At 59.9% G+C, this 25,643-nt stretch carries 17 protein-coding genes and 1 riboswitch; of the genes, 7 read left to right on the plus strand and 10 right to left on the minus strand.

Annotated elements, in window-relative coordinates; translation table 11 throughout:
* Positions 1-20: 20 nt before the first annotated feature.
* The 6 genes from ABIB60_RS09485 to ABIB60_RS09510 all read right to left on the minus strand — a co-directional run bounded on the left by ABIB60_RS09485 (position 21) and on the right by ABIB60_RS09510 (position 8,882).
* Positions 21-2,624: a DUF5916 domain-containing protein gene (locus tag ABIB60_RS09485; RefSeq protein ID WP_354579434.1), complete on the minus strand. Its 2,604-nt coding sequence runs from the start codon at positions 2,622-2,624 to the stop codon at positions 21-23.
* A 241-nt stretch (positions 2,625-2,865) separates the two neighbouring features.
* A complete protein-coding gene (locus ABIB60_RS09490; RefSeq protein WP_354579436.1) occupies positions 2,866-5,604 on the minus strand; it encodes a M56 family metallopeptidase in 2,739 nt (912 codons plus the stop codon).
* On the minus strand, positions 5,601-6,020 hold the full coding sequence (locus tag ABIB60_RS09495; RefSeq protein ID WP_315998494.1) for a BlaI/MecI/CopY family transcriptional regulator: 420 nt from the start codon (positions 6,018-6,020) through the stop codon (positions 5,601-5,603). The genes ABIB60_RS09490 and ABIB60_RS09495 overlap by 4 nt, the downstream gene beginning before the upstream one ends.
* A gap of 294 nt (positions 6,021-6,314) precedes the next feature.
* On the minus strand, positions 6,315-6,671 hold the full coding sequence (gene folB / locus ABIB60_RS09500; RefSeq protein ID WP_354579438.1) for a dihydroneopterin aldolase: 357 nt from the start codon (positions 6,669-6,671) through the stop codon (positions 6,315-6,317).
* Between the two features lie 151 nt (positions 6,672-6,822).
* The gene (locus tag ABIB60_RS09505) at positions 6,823-7,806 is read right to left on the minus strand and encodes a DivIVA domain-containing protein (protein WP_354579440.1); all 984 of its coding nucleotides are present in this window, start codon (positions 7,804-7,806) and stop codon (positions 6,823-6,825) included.
* A 128-nt stretch (positions 7,807-7,934) separates the two neighbouring features.
* The gene (locus ABIB60_RS09510) at positions 7,935-8,882 is read right to left on the minus strand and encodes a WD40 repeat domain-containing protein (RefSeq protein ID WP_354579442.1); all 948 of its coding nucleotides are present in this window, start codon (positions 8,880-8,882) and stop codon (positions 7,935-7,937) included.
* A gap of 140 nt (positions 8,883-9,022) precedes the next feature.
* Between ABIB60_RS09510 and ABIB60_RS09515 the strand changes: the two genes are divergently transcribed.
* Positions 9,023-9,682 carry a 4'-phosphopantetheinyl transferase superfamily protein gene (locus ABIB60_RS09515; RefSeq protein WP_354579443.1) on the plus strand — a complete coding sequence of 220 codons (660 nt, stop codon included), beginning with the start codon at positions 9,023-9,025 and terminating at the stop codon, positions 9,680-9,682.
* Positions 9,683-9,767: 85 nt separating this feature from the next.
* A complete protein-coding gene (locus ABIB60_RS09520) occupies positions 9,768-10,376 on the plus strand; it encodes a redoxin domain-containing protein (RefSeq protein WP_354579444.1) in 609 nt (202 codons plus the stop codon).
* Between the two features lie 136 nt (positions 10,377-10,512).
* Here ABIB60_RS09520 and ABIB60_RS09525 read toward each other — a convergent pair whose 3' ends face one another.
* The 3 genes from ABIB60_RS09525 to ABIB60_RS09535 form a co-directional block, all read right to left on the minus strand.
* Complete coding sequence (locus ABIB60_RS09525) at positions 10,513-11,388, minus strand: transglutaminase-like domain-containing protein (protein WP_354579446.1); 876 nt, start codon at positions 11,386-11,388, stop codon at positions 10,513-10,515.
* Between the two features lie 250 nt (positions 11,389-11,638).
* Complete coding sequence (gene poxB, locus ABIB60_RS09530; protein WP_354579447.1) at positions 11,639-13,366, minus strand: ubiquinone-dependent pyruvate dehydrogenase; 1,728 nt, start codon at positions 13,364-13,366, stop codon at positions 11,639-11,641.
* 701 nt (positions 13,367-14,067) lie between these two features.
* Positions 14,068-15,363: a toxin-antitoxin system YwqK family antitoxin gene (locus ABIB60_RS09535; protein WP_354579449.1), complete on the minus strand. Its 1,296-nt coding sequence runs from the start codon at positions 15,361-15,363 to the stop codon at positions 14,068-14,070.
* Positions 15,364-15,670: 307 nt separating this feature from the next.
* Here ABIB60_RS09535 and ABIB60_RS09540 point away from each other — a divergent pair, with 307 nt between their 5' ends.
* Entirely contained in the window at positions 15,671-16,894 is a 1,224-nt protein-coding gene (locus ABIB60_RS09540; RefSeq protein WP_354579450.1) for a hypothetical protein, read from the plus strand.
* Between the two features lie 13 nt (positions 16,895-16,907).
* Here the strand turns inward: ABIB60_RS09540 and ABIB60_RS09545 are convergent, their stop codons facing one another.
* The gene (locus tag ABIB60_RS09545; protein ID WP_354579452.1) at positions 16,908-17,762 is read right to left on the minus strand and encodes a DUF5694 domain-containing protein; all 855 of its coding nucleotides are present in this window, start codon (positions 17,760-17,762) and stop codon (positions 16,908-16,910) included.
* A gap of 567 nt (positions 17,763-18,329) precedes the next feature.
* Positions 18,330-18,421: riboswitch (SAM riboswitch) on the plus strand.
* A 479-nt stretch (positions 18,422-18,900) separates the two neighbouring features.
* Between ABIB60_RS09545 and ABIB60_RS09550 the strand changes: the two genes are divergently transcribed.
* The 4 genes from ABIB60_RS09550 to ABIB60_RS09565 all read left to right on the plus strand — a co-directional run bounded on the left by ABIB60_RS09550 (position 18,901) and on the right by ABIB60_RS09565 (position 25,604).
* Entirely contained in the window at positions 18,901-21,927 is a 3,027-nt protein-coding gene (locus ABIB60_RS09550) for a SusC/RagA family TonB-linked outer membrane protein (RefSeq protein ID WP_354579454.1), read from the plus strand.
* Between the two features lie 138 nt (positions 21,928-22,065).
* The gene (locus tag ABIB60_RS09555) at positions 22,066-23,421 is read left to right on the plus strand and encodes a RagB/SusD family nutrient uptake outer membrane protein (protein WP_354579455.1); all 1,356 of its coding nucleotides are present in this window, start codon (positions 22,066-22,068) and stop codon (positions 23,419-23,421) included.
* 42 nt (positions 23,422-23,463) lie between these two features.
* Positions 23,464-24,456, plus strand: a complete 993-nt coding sequence (locus tag ABIB60_RS09560) for an ATP-grasp domain-containing protein (RefSeq protein WP_354579457.1) — start codon at positions 23,464-23,466, stop codon at positions 24,454-24,456.
* Between the two features lie 122 nt (positions 24,457-24,578).
* A complete protein-coding gene (locus tag ABIB60_RS09565) occupies positions 24,579-25,604 on the plus strand; it encodes an LLM class flavin-dependent oxidoreductase (protein ID WP_354579459.1) in 1,026 nt (341 codons plus the stop codon).
* Positions 25,605-25,643 lie beyond the last annotated feature (39 nt).

The following is a 25,643-nucleotide window of genomic DNA, read 5'->3' on the forward strand; positions in this document are numbered from 1 at the left end:
CCAGTGCCGGTTAAGTTTGGTTACGCCTTGGCCCGGCGCTTCAGCATCAGGTAATCCAGGTAGTACAGGATTTTGATGCTCAGGTTGTTGTTGTGGGGCGTGTTGATGGTGTTGCTCAGGTTGTCGAAGTAGAGCGGGGTGGCTTCGTTGGCTTCCAGGAAGGAGGAGCTGGCGTTTTTCCAGACGATGCTCACCTGGGAGCCGGGCGCAAACCACCAGGCGTATACCGCATCCACGTTGAAGGCGTTGAAGGTATTGTCGCGGTTGCGGCGGTAGGCTACGGGCTGCTCCTGGCCGTTTTTGCCCAGGCGCGCAAACTCGCTGTAGTTCACGGTGCTGGTGTAGTGGCGCGCCCGCACCGTCAAGGACATGCGGTTGTTAAACGTGTAGCCCCCCGACAGTGTGTTGGTCACCGTGAGCACGCGGCGCACGCCCAGCAGCACGTCGCCGGGGTGGTCGTCGCGGAAGCGGGCGTCGTCGGGCAGGCTGCCATCCAGGCCGCCGTTCACGTAGCCCACCTGGTTCTGGCGCAGGTTCCAATCAAAGCTGTAGCGGAAGTTGAGCTGGTTGCTCACGCGGTAGCGGGGTGAGAGGCCCAGGCCGTAGCCCATGCGACGGGGCCGCGGAAACCGGTCGTCCTGAGCATACCACCGCACGCCAGCATTGGCATCCCAGGCCAGTTTTTTGCGGTAGTCCGTGGAGACGAAGCCGCCCACGTTGGCATTCACCGGCACCCGCACGTAGTAGTCGCCCAGCGGGTACTGGCGGGGCTCGTAGTAGTCGTGCGTGACGGGGTTGGCGTCCAGGTTCAGGCCCGTGGTCAGAAAGCTCTTGGTGAAGGTGGTGTTGAAGCCGGCCGCAATATTGGCATTCTGGTAGCGGGTGGGCTTGTAGAGCAAGGAGTGGTTCAGGCTGGCCCAGGAGTAGAAGTTGTTAACCTTCCAGAAGGGCTGGTATTTGTTGTAGCTGATGTTGGCGTACTGCGAAATATTGTTGTTGCCGAACAGAATGCCCAAATCGTTGGGGTTGTAGGTATCCGACTCAATGCCCTGCCCCAGCTGCCAGGTGAAGTTGCCGCTGATTTTGCTCAGGCCTACCTGGTACTTGTAGCCGTTCTGGTCGTCAATGCGCTCCTCCGAGCCGAACACGTTGCCGCGGCGGCGCGAGTACACCACGCGGCCATCAATGGCGTAGGCGTTCTTCTTATCGGCGAAGCGGAACAGGCCGCCCGTCACGTTGGCATCGTAGGTGCGGCCCCAGCGCGTGACGTTGGTATTGATGAGCGACACGTAGCTGTTATTTTTCAGGCTCTGATCCAGCACCATGATGCTGTAGTTGCTGAACGGCTGCGTCAGCACGTCCCGCTCCCGCCCGTCCACCGAGTCGCGCACCACGGCGTACACGTCGTTGCTGAGGGCGTTGAATACGCCTACGCCCAACCCGTTTTTGGTACGGCCCGATACTTTGGTGGCGTTGAGCAGGCGCGTCACGCCGGGGTTGCTCACCACAGCCTCGCCCGGCCGGCGCTGGCCATCGGGGCCCGTTTCGCCGGCCCGCAGCTGCCCGTTCACGTCACCGAAGCCGATGGGCGTGGCTCCCACCCGGCGGGAGTAAAACAGATTGCCCTTGTTGAACAGCTCGGTGCCCTCGGTGAAAAACTGCCGGTTTTCCTGAAACTGCACCTCGAAGGGCGAAAGGTTGAGTACCTGGTTGTCGCTCTGCACCTGCCCGAAATCGGGTACCAGGGTGGCGTCCAGGGTGAAGCTCTCATTAATGCCCCACTTCACGTCGGCCCCGCCATTAAAGCTGGTGCTGGTGTTGCGCGTGCCCTGCACATCGTAGGGGTAGTGGTTGGCGTAGGCCGATACGTAGGGCGTGAGTGAGAGGCGCAGCGGGGGCTGAATATCCTTAAGCCCTTGCAGCTCGCCCCATTGGTTTACAAACCCATCCACGGCCGGCTTCACCTCATTCCAGAAAAAGCCCTGGTTGTCGCGCTTACGCTGACGCATGAAGTTTACGCCCCAGAGCTGCTGGGCCGTTTTGCTGAAGCGGATGGCCGAGTACGGAATGCGCATTTCGCACACCCAATCGGTGCCGCGCAGGCTGGTGCGCGAGTCCCACACGGCATTCCAGTTGAAATCCTCGCCCCCGGCCGGGGAGTAGCGGGCATCGGCCTGCACGCCCCCAGTAGTCACGAAAAAGCCGTAGCCGTTGATTTTATCGTGGTAGGTATCCAGGAAAACCCCGAAAAAGTCGGTGTTGCCCATGTCGTCGCGGGCCGAAAGCTCCCGCATGATGGAGTCCTGGGACACGTCGTGCATCACGGCGCCAATGTACAGGTTGGCATCATCGTAGAGCACGCGCACCTCGGTTTTGTGCTTTTCGCGGAGGCCGGGGCTGGGGCGGTTCTGGATAAAGTCGGTGGCCAGAGGGGCCTGTTGCCAAACGGCCTCATCCAGGGCGCCATCCAGCTTCATGGCCTCGGTAATGCGCAGAGCCTGCAACTGGCGCTTGGGAGCCGGCTGAGCCGCCGTGGCGGCAGTTTCGGGGGCCGACTGAGCTTGCGCCGACCCAGTGGCAGCCCACAGGGCCACCAGCAGTAAAAGCACACGACAACGCTTCACGACGCAACGACGAGAGGAAAAGTACAACAAGCGAATCAGAAAATAGGGAGGTGGTGGGGCCCAACTGCCCGCCAGAATAGTTGGCTGGCACGTTGGTACAGAAGGTGGCTTTTTGGCCCGCTGGGGCGGAATGTTGCAATAGATGCCACTCCTACCCGAACCGTTGCCTAGGCAGGGGCATCTTTCCGATAAAAAAATCGGCCGCCGTTGCAGCGGCGGCCGATACTGGCATTATCACTCCTTACTCACTTATCGAAATCTGAATATTGTGGTGGGTGCTGCGGCCATTGGCATCGGGGGCATCCACCAGCTTGCGGTATTTCTCGGTTAGCTCAGCCGACTGCCTTTTGCCGTTTACCATCAGGCCGGCATCGTTTAGCTGAAACTGAAAGCTCTTTTCGTTGGCTCCGATGATACCGTCCTTGCGCAGTTCCGCCCGAATGTTGTCGGAGTTGAACTGGGGAGCACGCGGCGGACGCGGAGCGCGGGGCGGGGCCGGTACGCCAGCCACCGGGGGCGCGGGCGGAGCCGGAGGAGCCGGCGGCACTTCCGGCCCCCGGAAAGTAGCCGTGCTGCTGGAGGTCTGGCGGTTCAGGTTAAACGAGCCCTTGGTGAGCTTGCGGCCGGTTTGCTTTTCTACCAGTTTCAGGTACTTGTCGCGCACGGCCGCCGGCTGCTTTTTGCCGTTTACGGTGAATGAAGTGGCCGACAGATTCACCTGCACGTTGTTGGCGCTCTTGATCAGGCCATCCTTGCGCAGCTCCCGCAACAGCGCCTCCTCCGAGTCCCGGGCTTCCCGCCGACGGTCATCCGACTCATGGCGGCGCATCTCGGCCTCATTGCGGCGCATTTCGGCTTCGTGCCGGCGCATTTCAGCTTCCAGGCGACGCATCTCACTTTCGTGGCGGCGCATTTCGGCTTCGGCCCGACGGCGGGCGGCTTCGCCCTCGTTGCCGCCGTTGCGGGTGCGCCCTTCGGCATCTTCGGCCAGGTCGCGGGCCTCTTCCCGGAAGTCGTCGCGGGCATCCTGCTGCTGCTCCCGGAGGTTTTCCAGCTGCTCCTGGAGCTGTTCCCGCTGCTGCTCGTTCAGGTCCTGGTCTTCCAGGGTAGCGCGCAAAGATTTCTCGGCACCCTGCAGGGCTTGCAACCGGATTTTCAGTCCCTGGGCGCGGGCTTTCAGGGCTTGATCAACCCATACTTCGGTATTCTGCTCCAGGTTGCGGCTCCACTGCGGGTTGTTGCCAAACTGGCGGCGGGCGTCGGCGGCCACCCGCTGAGCATCAACTTTAATGCGGTTCACCTCTGCCGTACTCAGGCCCGGGCCTTGAAAGCGGAAGCTCCGGCGGAAATTGTCGTCGAAGTTGAAATTGAAGTTCTGCCCATTGGCCCATCCATTGCGGCTACCTGGCAGCTGAATAACTTCTACCTGGCTGGCTGTTTTCTTGCCTTTCGATTTACCGACCGAAGCCGTTTCTACTCGCTGCCCATCTACCAGCAGATTGGTAATTCGGCCCTTCTTGTCCTTTTCGATTACAACAGTGCCGGGGCGGTTGCGGCCAGGACCCGGCACCACTACTACCTGCTGCCGGCTACGCTTGCGCTTTTTGCCGTCGTCGTCCCCGTCATCGTCCGGGCTTGGTGCCAGGGTAGCCAATGGAGAAACCGAGGCGGCAGCCGAAGCAAGAGGAGCTGCTGCGGGCGCGTTCAGCGCGGCCAGGTCATCTTCGCCCGCTATGGGGGCCGCAGTAGGCAACGCTTCCGGGGCCAGGCCAGCCAGCATTTTGTCGGTGGCAGCACTTTTGCGCGTGGTGTCAGGCTCGTCCAGCAGGAAGGGCAGCTGTTGCAGCGCGCTGTCAGTGTTGAGGCCACTGGCCGGGTGCGGATCAGCAATGGCCACGGCCGAAGTCAGCAGCACCAAACCACCCAGCACGATGCAAGCGGCCATAAAGCCCTCCGTGAAAGTGGGCGCCGTGCGGCCCTGCACCAGCCGCCGGATGCGGCCCAACACTGAGCCATCGGGCCCCAGGGCCGACATGGCCAAGCGGGTTTCGGTGGGTTCGGGCGCGGCCGTCAGCTCGGCCAGGGCGGCCAGGGCCCGGGCTACTGTCAGAGGGTTGCCGCCCACCAGGGCCGTGGCGGCGTCGTCGCAGCAGTTTTCGCGCTCCGTGCGCAGGCAGGCATTGATGAACCACACGGCCGGATGGTAAAAAAACAGCGTTTCGGCCACCGACTGCACTAGGTTCATGAGGTAGTCGCGGCGCTGCACGTGGGCCAGCTCATGGGCCAGAATGGCCTCCAGATACGCCGTGCTCAGGCCCGTAACCGTACCCAGCGGCAGCAGAATAACGGGGCTTACGTGGCCAACTACCACCGGCACCCGCACCAGCGCCGACTCCAGCAACTGCACCGGTTGCTTTAGGCCGGCTTTATCGGCCAGGGCGGTCAGGCGCTGCTGCCACTCCTGAGCCAGGGGCTGCACCCGGTAGCGGCGCAGGCGCTGCACGTACGCCAAGCCACCCAGCAAGCGGAGCGTCATGGCCAGCAACCCCAACAGCCAGGCAGCTACCAATACCGGCAGGTTATTATCAAAGTATGTAAGCCACGCCTGCAGGCCCGTAGGCGCGGCTGGGGCAACGGCCGGGGCGGTTGAGCGTGTGGCGGGTGCGCTACCGGCAGTGGCCAGCGGCATTACCCCATCGGCGCGTACGGCGGCTTCATCTCCTACTACAAACCCAGCCACCGGGGAAGGTTCCGGCGTTGCCGTGTAGTATCTGGCAAACGTGATGGTAGCCAGCGCAAGTAATACCAGCAGGGCCACCGCCGCCGTACGGTAGCGGATTTCAGCCTGATGCCGGCGCAGCAGCAGTAGCAAGCCGGCCAGGGCCAACGCTACTACGGCTCCTTGCCAGAGAGAGTGTACTAACGTCCAGCCTAAGGCGCGTACCAGCGCAGCGGGTAGTAAGGTTTCCAGCCAGTTCATTGCGCGTCGTTGGTTGAAGGTGGAGTGGTGTCGTTCTGAATTTCAATGTCGTTGAGCAGGCGCCGAATCTGGGCCAACTCTTCCCGGGAGGTGCGGCGGTTGCCCAGCGCCTGCATCACCAGCTTCATGGCCGACCCTCCGAAGGTGGAATCCACGAACCGGTCGAGCAGCAGGCCCTGAGTTTCTTCCTCCCGCACGGCGGCCCGGTACACGTGGGTTTTGCTGTCGTCGTCGCGCAACACCAGGCCCTTATCCAGCATCAGTTGCAGCAGCTTCAGGGAAGTGGTGTAGCCCACCTCACGGCGGTTGTTCAGCTCGTCGTTCACGAAGCGGACGGTGCTGGGGCCGTGCTGCCAGAGTACCTGCAAAATTTCCAGCTCCGATTCAGTCGGCTTAGGGATGGGGGATTTACTCATGGAGACAAACTAAGAGGTACTGGAAATGACTACCGAACCGCCGCCAACCGTTGCCTACCAGTTGCCCCCTACGCGCAGGAGCAGCCAACGACACAGCTACGAATCAGTTCGTACATCAAACATATACGAAGCATATCGTAGATACAAGTTTAATCTACGATTTTTTTCGTATAATATTTCAACTACCTGAAATACAGTTCTGAAGCTAGCTTCCCACTTTACTTTCGCAGCTATGGGTGCTTGGTTGTCAGTAGCGGCAGGGAGGTGGCTCTTACCGGGCCCGGGCAGCCAAAGTCAGCTTTTCCGCTCCAGGGTTACGCGGGAGCGGAAGCAGATACCCCCAAAAGGCGGGTTATACTTCGATACGCTCACTTTCACTCCGCTGATGTGCGGAAATGCCGCCTGCACCCTGCTGATAATGCGTTGCCCCACGTGCTCCAAGAGGCGGGCCGGTATGTGCATTTCCTCAGCCACCAGTTGGTACAGCACCACGTAGTTTACCGTATTCTCCAACTCATCAGAAGTGCCGGCCTGCTGTAAATCGGTGTCGATGTACAAGTCAACGCTGTACTTATTCCCGATTTTCTGCTCTTCCTCATAGTACCCGTGGAAGGCGAAAAACTCCATGCCTTCAAGCGCAACCTGGTCCATAGAATAAGCTAAGCAAGTGAAACGAATACCGGACTATAACTCAACTGGCCCCGGTAAGCTCTGTCCGGTACAATTCCCCGACGAGGGCAGAAAGCAGCAAAGCCCACCCCGAAAGGTAGGCTTTGCGCAATTCAAACGTACTACGACTGACTTATAGCTCGTCGAAAAACGACTTCTCGCCAAGGGCCGCGCCCTGCATGCTGGGCTGGTCCGACTGGCCGGGGTGCGTGGGCGGCACCGGCTGCGGAATCTCCGGGCGGTCGGGGCCGCTGGGCCGGATATCGGGCTGGCCGGGCTGCACGTCGGGGTTGGGGGCACCGGGAATCGGGGAGCCGGGGCGCTCAATTTCGGGCTCAGGCCGCTCGGGCTGATTGGGTTCCGGCTGCTGGCCGGGGTCGGGCTGCTGGCCGGGCTTGGGGTTGTAGCCAATAGGGCGGCGCTCCGTATCGGCGGCCGAGCCAGCGTGGAAAGCGGCTCCGCCGGCTACGGCGGCCACGGAAGCAGTAGAAGAAGTGGAAACGTACATGGCGGCGTCTGGTTTGGGTGAGTCGTCGGCGGTGTGCGGACGATTCACTTTTACGCTGGCGGCCCGCGAAAGGATGGCCGAGGTAGCGGCTTTCGGCCGGTTGCGGGTTTTCTCCACTTTATCCAGCGCCTCGGAGGCCAGGTTGTGCAGGTCGCGGGTGAGGCCATCCAGCAGGTTTTCGAGCCGCTGACACTCCTGCCCCATTCCGCTTACTTCCTTCTGCATTTCGGCTACGGTGCGCTCAGCTTGCTGGTAGGCGTCATCCACCACGGCGCGGGCCTTCTGACGGGCATCGTTCAGGAGCTGCTCGGCCTGGAGCTGAGCTTCCCGGATGCGCAGCTGGGCGTCGCGCTGGGCCTGCTCCGTGATGCTGTTACCCGTGTCTTCGGCCGTTTTGAGGGTGCGGTACAGGCTGGTTTCCACCTCCCGCATCTTGCTCACCTCCTGGGTGGCGTGCTCCAGCTTAAGGCGCAGCTCCCGGTTTTCGTCGCCCATTCGCTCCCACTGCTGAGAAAGGGTTTGCAGAAACGCCTGTACTTCGTCCTTATCCAAGCCCCGGAAAGCTTTTTCAAAGGTTTTCTGCCGGATATCGAGGGCGGTGATTTTCATGAGAAGCTAGAAGACAGAAGTTAGGAGGCAGAAGCGAAATTTTACAGAAACCTGGGCGGCGTTGGAGGTACAATCAGGCCGATGAAACGGGGAGGCAAGCGCAAGCCGTGGCTTTACCGCTTTGCCTGCTACCCGCTCACTTCTTGTTGCTCACCCCCGACCACTTCCCACACGGCCAGGCTACGGTCGTCGCTACACGAAACTAGCCGTTTCCCGCTGCCCGGCCAAATTACCTTGTTTACAGAGGTGCCGTGGCCGGCGTGCCTGGCCCGATCCACCACGCGCAGCAGCTGCCAGGTTTCGGTGTCCCAGAGCTTGATGCTTTTGTCCATGCTGCAGGTGGCCAGCAGGCGGGCATCGGGCGAGAAGGCCAGGTGGTTGATGGTGAACATATGGGCCACAATGCTGCGGTGCTCCCGGTACCCAGCGGCTACGTCCCAAATGCGCAGGTGAGCGTCTCGGCCGGCCGTGAGCAAATACTGCCCATTGGGAGAGTAGGCGCAGGTGAATACTGAGTTGGTGGCGCCCTCAATAACGCGCTGCACCTGCAAAGAGTCCGCATCCAGCACCCGCACTAAGTGGTCGGAGCCGCCCACCGCCAGCTCCCCGCGCTGCTCGTGCAGGGCCAGGCAGCGCAGGCTTTTATCGGAGAGGCGCAGCAGCGTTTCCAGCGTGAAGTCGGTGGCGCGCAGCACGGCCAAGGTACCATCGGCCAGGGCCACGTACAGGCGCTGCCGTGGCTCGGAGTAGGCCACGTCGAAAATGGCTACGGGCGGCAGGGCTGTGGCGTACACCAGCACCTTGGTGGCCAAATCAATCACCTGAACTCCCTGAAAGTTGTGGCCCAGCACCAGCAGGTTGCGCCCCGGCAGGTGCAGCAGAGCGTACACCGAGTTTTCCACCCGCGCCAGCAAGTCACCATCCTGCTCGGGTGCGTCGGCGCGCCAGGCCACCACCAGCCCATCGGCCCCCGAGGAGTACACCGTATCCTGGCCCGCGTGGCCGGTGAGGGCATACACACAGTCGCGGTGGCCGGTAAGGGCGGCGAGTTTCTGAACCTGGGGACGGGAAGACAAGGGTGAAATCGTGAAGGGTGAAGTTGTGAAAGGGCGAAGATACCGCCCAACGGCTACTATGCCCGCTACTGAAGCATCCGGCCTCTGTTTTCCCTCGTACCTTTCCCATTCACACCTCCACCATTTCACAACGTCCCCACGTGCCCCTGCACTCCCTCTCCCCCATCTCGCAAACGGCCGTGCTGGGCCTCTGGCACCTAACTGAGCCGGCCGAGGAGTTGTGGCCACTACTGCCGGCGCAGGCGCATTACCTGGCCCGCTTTCCGCAGGGCCGCGACGAGCTGCGGGCCCGGCAGTGGCTGGCGGGCCGGGTGCTGGCCCACCAGCTGCTGCGGGAGCTCAGCGACGCGTCCGCCGCTCTGCACAACGACGAAAATGGCCGGCCCTACTTTCCGGAACTGCCCGCTTGCGGCGTTTCCCTATCGCACTCCGGCGAGTGGGTGGCAGCGGTGCTTTCCACGCAGGAGGCAGTTGGCATAGATATTGAAATGATCCGGCCCAAAGCTAAAAAGTTGGCTCACCGGGTTCTAGCGGAATCCGAGCTGGCCAATGCCGGCGACGATGCGGTGAAGTACTGTCTGTATTGGAGTGCCAAGGAGACGTTGTACAAGCTGCACAGCCGCCGGGGCCTGGTGTTTAAAGAGCAGTTGCTGCTCAGCCCGTTTGAGCTGCGGGAGGCAGGTGTTTTGACGGGACACCTGCTGCTCGAAAACTCCCGCAGCCAACACCAGATTCACTACTCACAGCCCAGCCCGGGCTATATCTTAACGTACACCATTGGTGAAATGGTGAGTCAGTGAAATGGTGAGTTTGATGTTTTTTCTGCGCTTACGACTCACCAATTCACAACTTCACCCTTCACAACCTTACCACTTCGCCTCTGCCATGTCTTTCCGCCGAATTTCCCTTGTTACTGCCGCTGCCCTACTGTTCTGCACGGTAGCCGTGAGCGTGGCCCGCGCCCAGGGCAGCCGCTCCGTGGCGGATTTCAACCTCCGGAACGGTGCCAACGCCGAAGTTGCGCTCAAGAGCTACGCCGGCAGCAAGGCCATTGTAGTAGTGTTCGTAAATCCGGCCTGCGCTTTCTCCAAGCTCTACCAAAACCGGCTGGCGGCGCTCAGCACTGAGTACAGCGCCAAAGGCGTGCAGTTCCTGTTTGTGAATACGCCCATCAACCTGGAAGCCAGCGCTGAAATGGGCGAGGCCGAGAAGCTGAAAGTAAAAACCATGGGAGCCGAACTGCCCCTGCTCACCGATGAAGGCCAGAAAGTAAGCATCCTGCTGGGTGCCAGCAAAACACCCGAGGCGGTGGTGCTGCAGCCCGCCGGCGACGGGTTTGCCGTACGCTACAAAGGTGCCATTGATGATAACCCGCAAGTGGAGGCCTACGTGAAAGAAAAATACCTGGAGCAGGTGCTCGACGGCCTGCTGGCCGGCCGCACCGCTACCCTGGCCGACAAGCGCGCCGCCGGCTGCCTCATCAAGAAGTTCTAGCAAGCAGAGGCAGACTATTACGCACAAAAAGCCGTCATCCTGAGCCTGGGAAAGACCTCACTACGTTGTTACGCTTATCGTTTCAACGCTATGAGGTTCTTTCCAAGCTCAGGATGATGGCTTTTTGTGCTACTCCCTACTCCTCATCCGGGGCCGCGTCGGTGTTGTCGGCTACCATTTCCACCGTGAGGATGGCGAGTAGCTGGCCAACTTCGGCGGCTTTGGCGGGTTCCTGCAGCTTCTCGAAACTGAGTTGCAGGTTACGCAGGGCCCGGCGCACGATGTCCAGGTGCGAGCAAGGCTCGAAGAACATGTCGTTGGGCGTGAGGTTGAGCTGGGCAATGTAGTGCTCAATATCCGTGCGCGACAGTACCAGGCCCCGGTTGTAGCAGTTGATATAAAACGGCTCCAGCGGCGGCTCCACGCGGTAAGTCAGTACAAACAGGTTGGGCAAATTCACCCCGAATACTGGCAGCTTGAGGCGCTGGGCCACTAGCAGGTAAATCACGCAGAGGGTCAGCGGGTTGCCCCGGCGGGTTTCCAGCACCCGGTGCAGCATGGAGTTGGCCGGGGAGTGGAAGTTCTGGGTGTTGGCGGCAAACTTATGGGTGCGAAACAGCACGTGGTTGAGCGTCTGCACCTGGTCGGCGGGGTGCATTTCGGGCTGCAGCAGCGTCCAGACCTCAAAGCGCAGCTGCTCAATGGCCCGGTTCAGCACCTGGAAATCGGCATCCGGGTACTGGTAGCTGTTGAGCAGCCACATGCCTTCCAACAGGTTTTCCCCGCCCGAGTCGCGCCACACGCGCAGACGCTGCTGCAGGCCCTCAAACTGCAAATGGTGGATCAGGTCTTCGAGGCGCTGCTGCTGCTGCGGGTCCAGGGTTTCTTCCCAGCTTTCCTCCAGAAACGGAATAATGGTTTCGCCCAGCGTCTGGATTTTCTCCTGAATCTGCGGGGCAACTTCCGGGTCGTCGAGCAGGGAGATAAGAGCTTTAATTTCTTTGTTGGTCATGGAAGCGCGGAGGGGCGGCCGAGGCCGCGCAAGGCAGAAGTAGCAAATAAACACAACCCGCGCGTTTCAACCCACGGGCGTATCAGCAAACAACAGCCAGTAAAGGCCGTTTTGTTCGTGCAGCAGGATTTTTAGCGGCCGATACCGGTTATCCTGAGCGCAATGAAGAACCTTATCACGTTGCAACGGTTTGCCCAGGCGTGATAAGGTCCTTCATTGCGCTCAGGATGACAGTTTTTCTACCAGCCCTCTACCGCAGCAGGTTGGTTTTGGCCAGCTCCAGCACTTCGTCGCCCCGCCCACTCATAATGGCTTTCAGCGCGTACAGGCTGAAACCCTTCACCTGACTGGCCTGAATGGTGGGCGGCATCGACAGCTCCGTGCGCTTCACTACGGCATCCAGCACTACCGGACCAGGATGAGCCAGCATGGCGGCAACGGCCCCGGGCAGATCCGCCGGGTCCGATACGCGGATACCCCGCACCCCGGCTGCTTCGGCCAGGGCGGCAAAGTTAGGGTTTTCCAACTCGGTGCCGTACTCCAGAATGCCGGCTGCCTTCATTTCCAGCTCCACAAATGATAGACTGGCGTTGTTGAAGATGACGATTTTAGTGGGCGTTTTCAGCTGCTTCAGCGTCAGTAGTTCTCCGAGCAGCATGGCAAAGCCCCCGTCGCCGGCCAGGGCAATTACTTGGCGGCCGGGGCAGGCCAGTTGCGCCCCTAGGGCCTGGGGCATGGCGTTGGCCATGCTGCCGTGGTTGAAGGAGCCAATGAGCCGGCGCTGCCCATTCATGCGCAGGTAGCGGGCGGCCCAAATGGTGGGCGTACCTACGTCGCAGGTGAAAATGGCGTCTTCGGCGGCTTGCTCGTTCAGGAGCCGGGCCACGTACTGCGGGTGCATGCTGGTATCCCCGGCCTCACCCGTAGCCAGCTCATCCAGGCTGTGGCGGGCTTCCCGGTAGTGCTCCAGAGACGTTGCGAGGTGGCGGCGGTCCTGCTTGTGGTTGAGAAGGGGCAGCAAGGCCTGCAAGGTGGCCGCCACGTCGCCCACCAACCCTACCTCCACCCGCGTGCGGCGGCCAATGTGCTCCCCGCGCAAATCTACCTGCACCGTGCGGGTTTCCTGGGGCAGAAACTGGGTGTAGGGAAAGTCGGTACCGAGCATCAGCAAGGCGTCAGCATCCATCAGGGCTTGGTAGCCAGAGGTAAAACCCAGCAAGCCGCTCAGGCCCACATCGTAAGGGTTGTTGCCCTCCACGTGCTCCTTGCCGCGCAGGGCGTGCACCACGGGAGCCCCGAGAGCCTCGGCCGCTTGCAGCAGCTCGGCGTGAGCCTCGGCGCAGCCAGCCCCGGCCATAATGGTTACCTTGCTAGCAGTGTTGAGCAGGTCGGCGGCGGCCCGCAAATCTTCGATGGCCGGCATCAGCTTGGCCCGGCTGCGTAGCACCGGCAGGCGGGGCTCGGGCGCTTCAGTTTCCTCGTAGTTGATGTCGCCGGGAATCACCAGTACCGCTACGCCGCGCTGCGTAAGCGCCGTTTGCACCGCCGACTCCACCATGCGTACAGCTTGGCCGGGGTTACCCAGCAACTCGCAGTAGGCGCTACACTCCTTAAAGGTAGTTTCGGGGTGGGTTTCCTGGAAGTAGCCGGTGCCAATTTCCACGCTCGGAATCTGGGCCGCAATGGCCAGCACGGGCACCCGGCTGCGGTGGCAGTCATACAGGCCGTTGATGAGGTGGGTATTGCCAGGGCCGCAGCTACCGGCGCACACGGCCAGGGAACCGGTGAGGTGGGCCTCCGCGCCGGCGGCAAACGCGCCGGCCTCCTCGTTGCGCACGTGCACCCACTCTATGCCCTCCCGCTTCCGGATTTCGTCGGTGAGGCCATTGAGTGAGTCGCCCACCACGCCGTACACGCGCCGCACGCCGGCCGCCACCAAAGTATCTACCAGTATTTCCGCTACGGTTTTCTTTGCCATCGTCTTCGGGGTTTACATCCGGAGGCTATACGGCAGCTTTCGGTTTTGCGGCACTTCCGTTACATTTCTTCTACGTGGTGTGCCCAGAAGACAAACGCCCCAACAGTGCTCAACTAGCACTGCTGGGGCGTTACATAAAAGCACAGGATACTTTTTATCGGATTCTCACTAACAATGAAACAGTTTGGAAAATAGGTTTTCATGCAGCGTGCAGCGAACCATCCCGCATGCTAAGGTTTGAATACTGCTACACATCAACAAGCGGGCTACTTTGCTGCGCCCTGCATGACGATTTAGCATACCGAGTAACTTCCTAAAAACAGCTTTAACTAAAGTTATACTGGACTACAAATCGTGCCCCGGGTGGCATATATGGTGCCGAAGATTGCCCGACATAACGCTGACGCAAGTCGTCATTCGGTGGTAGTTGCGTGAACTCCCAGCGCCTGGCGAACTGAGGTTCGGTGCAAGGCTGCCAACTCTCCACGCAGTATACAGACCGGATAATGCCTCCCTGCACTCCGGCGGCATACTGCACCAGCCCACGTCGACGGGCAGCCGCCCGCCAAGCCTTACGGGTCACGTTGTATAACTCCTCCTCGCTCATCCCCTCTTGGTACAACCGGCCTATGTTCAAGAAAATAAAATTTCCAGCAAATGCAATAGCAGGCATCTTTCTGATCTGTGTGGGCTGTGAATGGTTATAGTCCAATTAAGGTCTGAATTGTAGTTGGGTCGGTTGCCTTGCGAAGTGCTTTCTTCAGTTCGGGTTGCTCCCCTCTTTCTAATTGCTCGGTCAGCTTCAACAGCTTTTCCAGCCGCTGGGCCTGGGCAAGCTTGGCGAAGGGCGTAGTTGCTGCCTGATATTCTGTCAGCACCTGCTGATATACCTCCACGTACAACCGGGTATCAAGCTGCCGCCGATAGCCTACCGCCGCTTCGTTGCGCATCATTTCCTGCTTGTGGGCCGCCTCGTACGCCAGTGACGAAGCCTGGTGCTCCAACTCTACTTGCTGCTGCCGGGCGGCTTCAGCCTGCCTATATGCTTGTTCCGCTGCCTGCTGTTCCTGCTGCTGATGTTGCTGCTGCGCCGCTAACTGCTGACGTCGCGCTTCTTCGGCTATTTCCTGAGCCGTTTTTTTGTGCTCAATCAGCTGACCATTGGCATACGTATCATCGGTTGTTAGCTGCCCGTCTTCACTATACGCCAGAAAACGGCCTTGCGGAATGTCATTCACGTAGTTTTCCTCGTAACGCAACTGCCCGTTTGGGTACCAGGCCTGAAACTTTCCATCCATCAGGCCCTCCGTAAAATGACCTATTTTCTTGGGGCTGCCATCTTCGTAGTAACTCTTACTGTTTCCGTCGTTATACCGCTTATCGTTCCGATAGACATACTGCTCCGCTAGGTTACCTCCTGTATAATATAAGGCCGCCGGGCCTTCTTTCGCATCATTTTTATACGTGCACACTTCGTAGCCCTCCGCGTAGTAGAATTTCCATGTTCCCTCCCGCGAACCGTTCACATAAGCACCGGCCGACATTTTATCGTTCGGTCCTTTGTAGCGGATATATGGCCCGTTAGGAATATCGTTTCGCACCGTTATATCGTACTGAAGCTGGGGCTTGCCCTCCACGTTGAGATATTCCAACTGCCTGCCTTCCGCGTGGCCATTCCGGTAATTGCCTTTCTTCCATAGCACCCCCTGCTCATCATACTCTTTATAGTAGCCATTTTTCACTTCCAGCTTATTTGCTGTGCGGATGAACTGATACTCCTCGTGTAGGTGCTGACGATTGTAGTCGTAATACGTGCGTTTAACATACACTTGCTGCGCGAAACTGCTGGAAAACTGGCCGAACAGCAGCACCATTAGCATAAGGCGACAGGTAATTGAAAAGGTCATGAGCTTGCAGGAAAGAATTAAAATGCTCCCTTGAATGACCACCACAGCAACCGCATCGGTAGCCACAGCAGTTTGAAAGGCAAGGCCCATAATGGGCGGAAAAAGGATTTTTTCTTTTTGGGCTTAGTCTACGGCTGCTTAGAGGAAAACCTCCCCCAGAAACCGTCCAGCGACTGGTTATTATCGTGGTTGCGAGTGCCGCAATAGCTGCAGATATCACCAAAAAAGACCTTTTCCCGGCCGCAGTTCGTGCATTTCATAGTAGTAGACGCATAAATGACTGCCCAAAAGTGCGCGTTGATAGGACCAAGGCGCAAAGGCCAAAAATTTCTTTTCTTTAACTGTTGAATTCCAACTTTACTCCGTGCCACATCTTGCTCCTCCTCTTCACTCGGCTTTGCGCGAAGCCGTAGCCACCCGCTTTGGCCAGCCTTTGCGCTACCCCAGCCACTGTGACGCCTTGGAGGCAGAGCTGCAAAAAACCGCGGCCACTGGTGGGCGGCGCCTAAGTCCGAGTACATTACGGCGTTTTTTTGGGCTGGTAAGCAAAGAAGGCGGCTATCATCTGCATACTCTCGATACGCTGGCCCGCTATGCGGGTCACCCCGACTTTGCGGCGTTTGGACGCTCTGTATCCGCATTGGTAACTGCTCCACTCACCAGTTCTCCCCCACCCGATATTCCGGAGCTGCTGGGCATGGCGCTGCTTTCTTACCCAGAGCGGCTGCTATTGGGTTACTTTCTGGGGCGGGTTACACGCCCGGTTGCTCCTACTGGCGCGGCCGCCCCGCTGGCTTTGCGGTTGGCGGCCCACCCGGCCGGTCAAGAGCTGTTTGTGGAGTCATTTGTTGACCTAGCTTACCTGACCGGAGCGTACGGAGAAATACTGACGGAATACCTACGGCACAAACGCACTCCTGAAGCCCAGCTTTTCGGGCACTGCACCTTGTTTTTGGGAGAGTTTCTGGCCGAAGATACCGCCGCCTGGCAGACGCGCCTGCCGTTGCTACTAGCCTTACCTGTGCCCCCCAAAACGCACGCCTTTCCCCGGGGACGACGAGCGTTTGCCCAGATAATGGCAGCTTGGTATGAAGCGCCTAATCAGCCATTATCAAACGCGCTGTTGCAGCAGTTGCAGCAGGAAGCAGCTAGCATTCCGCAGCCTACTCTGCCCTCGCCAGCCTTACCTGATTTTTATAATCTCTTTCCGGCCGGTTATCATTTTCTGGTAGCGGAGGCACTATTCCTTACTCAGCAGTTTGCCGCTCTGACTGATTGGATAGCCACAACGTGGGCGGCATTTCCAACGGTAGCTGCCCTACAACAGAATGTATACGCCGAGCTACTGCGGGCTTTTGAGGCGGTAGCTCATTTGCGTACCGGCCAAACAACTACCAGACCAGAAGGCCTGCAAGCCCTATTTACCCTAGACACGCACACTTGGCTACTTGATTACTATCAAGTGTATCTGTGGCTAACTGGGTTGCATTTCACTACAGACAGTGCGGAGGTATCCCGGCTGCAGATTTCAGTTCAGGAATTTGCCTCACGCCACCGCATGCCTTTCTTTCAACAGGTGGCAAAGAATATACTCACCTGCTCTGATGGCCGACGCCAATAGCACAACCATTGGCTTACTTCTTCAGGTACTTCCGCGACTCCATCACCCGAAACTCCGGGTCACTGGCGAAGATGCTTTGCAGGGAGCCGATGTGCGCGGCCCCGAACAGCGCCAGCACCCGCTGCGGGCGGCTCTGCAAGGCCTGCGTGACGATGTTGGAGTAGATTTTATAGTCCCGGTTTTTGAACACCGAAATCAACTCCGCCCCAATGTAGCGGGGGTTTACGAAGGCCGTATCCACGGCCGCATCGGGGTTGGTGAAGCGGCTGTTCATTACCCGGGCGGGCGTCACGTAGCGCAGCCGGTACACCAGGTTGTACAGCTCCGGCTGGTTGATGGCGGCCAGGTACCGGTACAGGGGCAAGCTCCCATCTTCCAGCGCGGCCCTTTTGGCGCCGGCTACTTTGCTCAGCTCCGCGCCAGCCTGCTGGTATACCTCAATATTCTGGCCGGTGCGCAAAATACCCTGCGATGTACCGCCCGGGGCATTGGCGCAGTAAATTTTGGGCAGTTGCAGCTGCTTGCCCAACCGGAACGCCACCTGGTAAATCTCACTGCGGCCGCCGGGCAGGGTGGCCAGGTCCAGCTTACCCTGGCGGTACAGGGCGTAGAGGCTGTCGAGGCGGGGCTGCTCCTCGGGCAGGGCTTCTACCACCAGCATATCGGGTTGGTAGTTGGCAATGGCGGCCGTGAAGCGGCTGATATTCTGCTGGCCTTGGGGCGTCAGCACATCGGTGGTGGGCTTATCGGCTTTGTAAATCTGGTTCAGATGGTCGCAGCCCACAACCATAACCTCGGTGGTGGGCTTCTGGGCCAAGCTGGCGTAAGAAAAAGCGGCAAACAGGATGGAAAGACAGGTTTTCTTCATGAATGGCAAGTAGATAATCGGCTAGGCTATGTGAACAGTCGCGCCGAAGGAACGTCATGCAGAGCGCAGCGAAGCATCTCGTGTGCGGAAGTCTGCTTACCCTCGCAACATCAGCACGCGAGATGCTTCGCTGCGCTCTGCATGACGTGCTATGTAAAACATTTCGTCGACTGTCCACACGCTCTAGAAGCGCGAGTTACAATCAATGGTCGGATAATCAGCTGCTGGCCCGCGGGCCGGTGCGTATGTCAGCAACTGGCTTGAGCCCGCCGGGTACAAGCCAGTTGCTGGCAGCTGCTGGCCCAGAGGACGCCTGCTGCTTGCCAAAACGTTGCCCGACGGCTCTTAAAGCAGAATAATTTCATTGAAAAACTGCGGCAATCAGACCCACAAAGCAGGTATTTATAACACCTAAATAGCGCTTAAAATAAGCAAAAAGGAATATTTTGAGCACGAACGCCCAGGTGGAACTGTTGCCCTAATAGCCGGCGCTGAAACAAAAATTTGGTTTTTCGAAAAGCGCGCCAGTACATTTGCAACATCAATTCTTTACCCCACAAAGGATTGTTTTTATACAGAGGCGCGGAGAGACAGGCTCGATGAACCGCCGACAACCCCCGGAACATCCGGAACGGTGCCAAGTCCTGACCATATAAAAACAACAACGCCGTGAAGTCCTTCACCAGCACCCCCAGCAGTACCCGTACCCGCGCATCCGTACAGCATGGATGTTGTGGCCTGATGCGTGGCGCCGTCTGTATGCGGATGGTGGGCATGGGCTGCTAAGGCATAGGGTTACCCTTTCTTGCTTTTTGCTTGCCGGTAGAGCGGAGCGGTAGCGCGCCACTGTTCTACGCCGTACCCGGGCCCACCATGCCCGCGGGGTTTTTCTGTGCGCCGACTGCTTCGGCCTCTGGAATAGCCTGATCCTCCCTACTTCCTTTCTCCGCAAACTGCTAGTTCCACCGGCCCCTTGCCGGCCTACTGGCCCCCGGCTGTGCACAAGCTGGGTGTAGGAGCGGAAGTTTTACCCCAGGGTTTTTGCCCTCTTTGGTATTCACCTCCCAACGCGCCCGCGCAGCCCCCGAGTAGGCTGCTGTTACGGCTGCGCATGCTCATCCCTTGCTTTTTCTGCAGTATGAAATCCTCTACCCTTCTGGCGGTGCCAGCAGTGGTGGCAGGCCTGGCCCCGGCGAGTTTCGCCCAGACGGCCGCCTCCTCCATAACCGGCACCATCGTAGATGCCACGGACCGCAGCCCCTTGCCGGGCGTTACGGTGGTGGTCCAAGGCACCACCGTAGGCGCCTCTACCGGCCCCGATGGCACTTTTTCGCTGACCCTACCGCCTGGTAGCAGCACCCTAACAGTTAGCGCCATTGGCTACGAAAGCCAGACCGTGGATGCTTCCGCCGGCCCGGTGCGTGTGGCCCTGAAAGCCGACGTGAAGCAACTATCGGAGGTGGTGGTGACGGGCTACAGCGAGCAAAACCGCAAGACCCTGACCAGCGCTATCAGCTCGGTGAAGGGTGATGCGCTGAAGGACATTCCGGCGGCCAGCCCCGACCAGCTGTTGCAGGGCAAAGCGCCCGGCGTGCAGGTATCGGCCAACTCGGGGGTGCCGGGCGGCGGGGTGTTCATCCGCATCCGGGGCAGCAACTCCGTGAATGCCAGCAACGACCCCCTGTACGTGGTGGACGGGGTGTTCATCAACAACACCAACCTGATTGCCACCGGCCTGGGCAACCAGGTATCCAGCAACCCGCTGGCCGACATCAACCCCCAGGATATCGAGAGCATCGAAATCCTGAAGGACGCCAACGCCACGGCCATCTATGGGTCGCGCGGGGCCAATGGGGTGGTGCTCATCCAGACCAAGCGCGGCAAGGCCGGCGACAAAACCCGCATCACCTTCAACACCTACCACGGCTGGTCGAAGGCGCCCAAACAGTACGAGCTGGTGAACGGCCCGGAGCTGGCTCAGCTGGAAAACGAGCGGTTTCTGAACGACGGCGGCAACCCCGCCCAGCTGCCCTACCGCCCAGTGGCCGCCGGGGGGCGCGGCCTACCCGAGGAGCAGCAAACCTACGACCGGCTTTCTGATGTGTTCCGCACGGCCCAGACCCAGAGCTACGAGCTGTCGGCGGCCGGGGGCTCGGCTAAAACGCAGTTCTACATCGGAGGCGGCTATTTCCGGCAGGAAAGCATTGCCAAGCCTACCAACTTCGACCGGTTTAGCCTGCGCGTGAACCTGGATAACTCCGTGACCGATAGGCTGCGCATTGGAACCAGTACGGCCCTCACGCGCACCCACCGCAACGTGAGCAGCAACGACAACAACCCGGTGGGCGTCATCAACTCGGCCCTATTTCCGCGCACCAACCTGCCAATTTACAACCCCGACGGCACTTACGCCAAGTACGGCTCCTTCGATAATCACCAGGCCCTGATTGACAATCTGAACAACGATGCGGTGGGCTCCCGCGTCATCTCAAATGTGTATGGGCAGTACCAATTCGGCAAGCACCTGACCCTGCGCAGCAGTTGGAGCATCGACTTCAACGACATGTACGAGAACAACTTCAACAACACGCTCATCCTGGCCGGGCAGCCCCGGGGCACGGCTACTTCCTTCCTATCCCGCGACATCACTCTGCTCAACGAGCAGACTTTGAACTACTCGGTGGATTTCGGCGAGGACCATTCGTTGCAGGCCCTGGTGGGCAATACCATCCAGAAAAACACCTTCCAGCGCACCAGCCTCTCGGGCCAGCAGTTCCCCAGCAATGATTTGACCAGCATTGCCTCGGCCGCTACCCAAACGGGTTCCTCGTCCCGCTCCCAGGCCGGGCTGTTATCCTTCTTCGGCAAAGCTACCTACAGCTTTAAGCAGCGCTATACCGCCGATGTGAGCTTGCGGGCCGACGCATCCTCCCGCTTCGGGGCCGACAACCGCTGGGGCTACTTCCCGGCCGTGGGCCTGGGCTGGCGCCTGAGCGAGGAAGAGTTTATCCGGAACCTGAACGTGTTTCAGGAGCTGAAGCTGCGCGGCAGCTTGGGCAAAACGGGCAACCAGGCCGGCATCAGCGACTTTGCCGCCCGCGGGCTGGTGCAGGGCGGGGCCAACTACCTCGATTTGCCCGGTACCGCCCCCCTTCAGCTGGCCAACCCCAATTTGAGCTGGGAAAGCACCCGGCAGTGGAACGTAGGCCTGGATGCAGCTGTGCTGCAAAACCGCCTGCTGCTGGAGCTGAATTACTACGACAAGTACACCTCGGGTCTGCTGCTGAACGTGCCGGTGCCGCGCAAAACGGGTTTTGCCTCAGTGGTGGAAAACTACGGGGCCGTGAGCAACAAGGGCTTCGAGGTGCAGCTAACGGCCAACTGGCTGCCCCGCACCTCGGCCGTGCAGTGGAGCACTACCGCCAACGTGGCCCGCAATGTGAACCGCATCGAGAAGCTGGCCGCGCCCATTACCTCCGGCTCCCGCGACATATTCCGGCTCGAAGAGGGAGCTCCGCTCTATTCCTTCTGGCTTTATCACCAAACCGGCGTGAACCCCGAAACCGGCGACGCCCAGTACAAGGACGTGAATGGCGACGGGCAGATTTCGGTGGCCGACCGCCAGCTGGTGGGCAACGCCTGGCCCAACTATTTCGGGGGCGTAACCAACTCGGTGAGCTACAAAGGCCTGGATTTTGGCTTCACCCTGAACTTCGAGCAAGGCGCGAAAATCATGAACATGAACCGCTTCTTCCTGGTGCACGGTGGCACGCAGAGCAACATCGGCTACCTGCGCGAACAGCTGGACCGTTGGCAGAAGCCCGGCGACATCACCAACATTCCGCGCCTGACTACCAACCCGGCCTCCAACAACTACGGCGGCGTGGTGCAGAACCTGAGCGACCGGTACCTGGAGGATGGCTCCTTTCTGCGCCTACGCACCATTTCGCTGGGCTACACGGTGCCCCAGCAGGTAGTAGGCCGGGCCCGCCTCAACTCCCTGCGCGTGTACGTGCAGGCCGCCAACCTCTTCACCATCACGCCCTACTCCGGCCTGGACCCCGAGGTGAACTCCCAGAGCGGGGTGAGCAACACCAAAAACTTCGACTGGGCCACCGTGCCCCAGCCCCGCACCTTCCAGGTGGGCCTCACGGTGGGCTTATAACCAAGATATAAGCCCGTCATGCTGAGCGCAGCCGAAGCATCTCTACCGCTTCGTCCACACGATTGAGTTAGCCAGCGGCAGAGATGCTTCGGCTGCGCTCAGCATGACAGTACACCCTGTTTTCAGAATCCGACTTCGATGAAATCTTCGCTATACCACTTGCTGTTTGCCGCCGTGCTGGGTGCTTTTACCCTGAGCATTTCGGCTTGCAACGACCTGCTGGACCCCACGCCGGTGCAGCAGCTCCCCGACGACCAGGCCATTACCGATGCCAGCAGTGCCCGCTCCGCCACCATCGGCGTGTATGACCGGGTGCAGGCCTACTATCAGCTCAACTGGCCGGTGCTGGGTTTTCTGCCCGGCGAGAATGTGCGCTTCAATGGTACGCTGAACCAGTTTCTGCAGATTGACCAGAACCAGCTCAGCGCCGACAACGTGCTCATTACCGAGGCCTGGACCCAGATGTACCAGGCCGTGAACGGGGCCAACAACGTGCTGGCAGCCCTACCCGGCATCAGTGACCCGCTGCTGACGGCAACCGAGAAAAACCAGCTACTGGGCGAGGCTTACTTCCTGCGGGCCCTGGTGTACTTTGATTTGGGCCGGGGCTGGGGTGGAGTACCGCTGGTGCTCACGCCCACCCGCACCAAGGAAAACGGCCGGGGAATCCGGCGCAGCACCCGCGAGCAAACCTACGACCAGGTGCTGGCCGACCTAACTCAGGCCGAAAACTTACTGCCCGAGGCTGCCACTCGCAACCGGGCCGTAAAGGCCGCCGCCCGCGCCCTCCGGGCCCGCCTGCACCTCTACCGCCAGCAATGGGCCGATGCTGAAGCCTACGCCACTCAGGTAATCGGGAGCAGCAATTACGGCTTGGTAACACCTTACCGGACCATTTCCACGGCACCCTTCCTGAGCCGGGAATCGGTGTTTGAGCTGACGTTCAGCAATTCCGACGCCAACTCCATGTGGAACAACTGGTTCCCGAGCGCCCTGGGCGGACAGTTTAACTTTCAGCCCGTACCGGCCGCCATTGCCCTGCTCAACGACCCCACCGTGGGCGGCAGCCGCTCAGCCCTGCTGGCTACCACGGTTATTGCCGGCAGCAACGTCACCTACGGCAACCTCTACAGCCGCTCAGCTCAGCGCGACGACCCTAGCTACGTGCTGCGCCTGGCCGAGCAGTACCTTATCCGGGCCGAGGCCCGCGCCAAGCAAGGCAAGCTCACCGATGCCCTGACCGACCTGAACGCCGTGCGCAACCGTGCCGGAGTGCCGGCCAGCACCGCCGCTACTGCCGACGCTCTGCTACTCGCTATTGAGAACGAGCGGCGGGTGGAGTTTGCCTTCGAGGCCGACCGGTGGTTTGACTTGGTGCGCACCGGCCGGGCCGGGGCCGTGCTTGGCGTTACCGACCAGCGCCGCTGGATATTCCCTCTGCCCTTCAATGACCTGGTAGCCGACCCCGACCTAGAGCAGAATCCCGGCTATTAACCTGATTCCACCATTTTTTTCTTCTCTCACATTTTCCATCCCATGGCAAATTCACCCAAGCCCATCGGTATTTATTTCGAGCACCCCGAATGGTTTAAGCCGCTGTTTGCGGAGCTGGACCGCCGCGGCCTGCCCTACGAGAAAATTGACGCCGCCCACCACCTCTTCGACCCCTCGGAAACAGAGAGCCGCTACTCGCTGGTGGTAAACCGCATGAGCTCCTCGGCCTACCTGCGCGGGCACGGCCAGGGCATTTTCCATACGGCCGGCTACGCCACCCACCTGGAGCGCATCGGCACGCGCATTATCAACGGCTCGGCGGCTACGGCCATCGAAACCAACAAGGCCCGGCAGCTCAGCCTGTTTGCCTCACTGGGGCTGAAGTTTCCGAAGTCGTTGGTTATCAACCACGCCTCCCGCGTGCCCGATGCGGCCCGGCAGCTGCAGTTCCCCATTGTGGTGAAGGTGAACATTGGGGGCAGTGGGGCCGGCATCATCCGCTTCGATACCATTGAGGGCGTGGAAGCCGCCGTAGCCGCCGGGCAAATTGACCTGGGCATCGACCAAACTGCCTTGGTGCAGGAGTACGTGACGCCCCGCGGCGGCAATATTCACCGGGTAGAGACTCTGAATGGCAAGTTTCTCTACGCCATGAAAGTGTATACCAGCGGGGAGAGCTTCAACCTGTGCCCGGCCGAAATCTGCCAGATTCCGGAGGAGCCGGCGGCCGGTGACTTCTGCCTGACGGAAGCGCCCAAGAAAGGTATTCAGGTGGAAGCCTTTACGCCCCCGTCCGAGGTGATTGAGGCCGTGGAGCGCATTGTGGCCGCTGCCAAAATTGACGTGGGCGGCATTGAATACCTGATTGACGACCGGACCGGCGACGTGCTCTTCTACGACATCAATGCCCTGTCCAACTTCGTGGCCGATGCCGTGAACGTGGTGGGCTTCGACCCCTACGTCCGCTTCGTGGACTACCTCGAAACCCAGATTGGCACCCCCGCCAAACCAGAACTGAGCTTGGCTACCAACTAAACCAGAACGGTCATGCTGAGCCTGAGCGAAGCATCTCTACCGCTTCGTTGAGAAGTACCTGGCGAAACGGTAGAGATGCTTCGGCAGGCTCAGCATGACGGTCTTATAACACCAAAAAAATCATGCGGTACGGATATTGGATGCCCGTTTTTGGCGGGTGGCTGCGCAACGTGGAAGACGAGAACATGCGCGCCGACTGGGACTACGTAAAAACCCTGGCCCAGCGCAGTGAGGACCTGGGCTACGACCTGTCTCTGATTGCCGAGCTGAACCTCAACGACATCAAGGGCGAGGAAGCTCCTTCGTTGGATGCCTGGAGCACGGCGGCGGCCCTAGCAGCCGTCACCAAAAAGATTGAGCTGATGGTGGCTGTGCGTCCTACCTTCCACTCCCCCGCCCTGTTGGCTAAACAGGCCGCCAACATCGACCACATCAGCAACGGCCGGCTGAGCCTGAACGTGGTATCGTCGTGGTGGCAGGATGAGGCTACGAAGTACGGCGTACACTTTGAGCAGCACGATGACCGGTACGCCCGCACTGCCGAGTGGCTGCACGTGGTGGACAACCTCTGGAAGCAGGACCACTTCACCTTTGAGGGCAAATTCTATAAGGTTACTGACTCGATTTTGCAGCCCAAGCCCGTGTCGCGGCCCCGGCCGTTTCTGTACGCCGGCGGTGAATCGGAGGCGGCCAAGAACCTGATTGCGGCGCAGTGCGACGGGTACGTGATGCACGGTGACGACCCGCAGGCCATTGGCCGCCGCATTCAGGACCTGAGTGAGCGGCGCGAAAAGCTGGGCTTGCCCCGCATGAAGTTTGGGGTGGCCGCCTACAGCATTGTGCGCAACACGGAGGCCGAGGTGAAAAAAGAACTGGAACGCATTACCAACGTGCAGGGCTCAGCGGCGGGCTACAAAAACTACCAGCAGTGGCTGGCCGGCACCCAGCTCGAAAAGCAGGTGAGCCTGCAGGATTACTCGGTTTCCAACCGGGGCTTGCGCTCCGGCCTCACCGGCACGCCCCAGCAAGTAGCCGACCGCATCGGTGCTTTTGAAGATGTAGGCGTGGACTTGTTCCTGCTACAGTGTAGCCCACAACTGGAAGAAATGGAGCGCTTCTCCGAGGCCGTTATTCAGGTGCTGGTATAGTGACCCACTCCCTGGCCGGGAGCGGGCTTAGGGCCTGTT

The organism is Hymenobacter sp. UYP22 (assembly GCF_040547285.1).
Lineage (GTDB): Bacteria > Bacteroidota > Bacteroidia > Cytophagales > Hymenobacteraceae > Hymenobacter.

Bases quoted from the DNA above. Each gene is read 5' to 3' on its own strand.
- ABIB60_RS09495 (WP_315998494.1), bottom strand. From the start codon at position 6,020: ATGAGTAAATCCCCCATCCCTAAGCCGACTGAATCGGAGCTGGAAATT.
- poxB (WP_354579447.1), bottom strand. From the start codon at position 13,366: ATGGCAAAGAAAACCGTAGCGGAAATACTGGTAGATACTTTGGTGGCG.
- folB (WP_354579438.1), bottom strand. From the start codon at position 6,671: ATGGACCAGGTTGCGCTTGAAGGCATGGAGTTTTTCGCCTTCCACGGG.
- ABIB60_RS09560 (WP_354579457.1), top strand. From the start codon at position 23,464: ATGGCAAATTCACCCAAGCCCATCGGTATTTATTTCGAGCACCCCGAA.
- ABIB60_RS09555 (WP_354579455.1), top strand. From the start codon at position 22,066: ATGAAATCTTCGCTATACCACTTGCTGTTTGCCGCCGTGCTGGGTGCT.
- ABIB60_RS09520 (WP_354579444.1), top strand. From the start codon at position 9,768: ATGTCTTTCCGCCGAATTTCCCTTGTTACTGCCGCTGCCCTACTGTTC.
- ABIB60_RS09545 (WP_354579452.1), bottom strand. From the start codon at position 17,762: ATGAAGAAAACCTGTCTTTCCATCCTGTTTGCCGCTTTTTCTTACGCC.
- ABIB60_RS09505 (WP_354579440.1), bottom strand. From the start codon at position 7,806: ATGAAAATCACCGCCCTCGATATCCGGCAGAAAACCTTTGAAAAAGCT.
- ABIB60_RS09490 (WP_354579436.1), bottom strand. From the start codon at position 5,604: ATGAACTGGCTGGAAACCTTACTACCCGCTGCGCTGGTACGCGCCTTA.
- ABIB60_RS09550 (WP_354579454.1), top strand. From the start codon at position 18,901: ATGAAATCCTCTACCCTTCTGGCGGTGCCAGCAGTGGTGGCAGGCCTG.
- ABIB60_RS09525 (WP_354579446.1), bottom strand. From the start codon at position 11,388: ATGACCAACAAAGAAATTAAAGCTCTTATCTCCCTGCTCGACGACCCG.
- ABIB60_RS09565 (WP_354579459.1), top strand. From the start codon at position 24,579: ATGCGGTACGGATATTGGATGCCCGTTTTTGGCGGGTGGCTGCGCAAC.
- ABIB60_RS09535 (WP_354579449.1), bottom strand. From the start codon at position 15,363: ATGGGCCTTGCCTTTCAAACTGCTGTGGCTACCGATGCGGTTGCTGTG.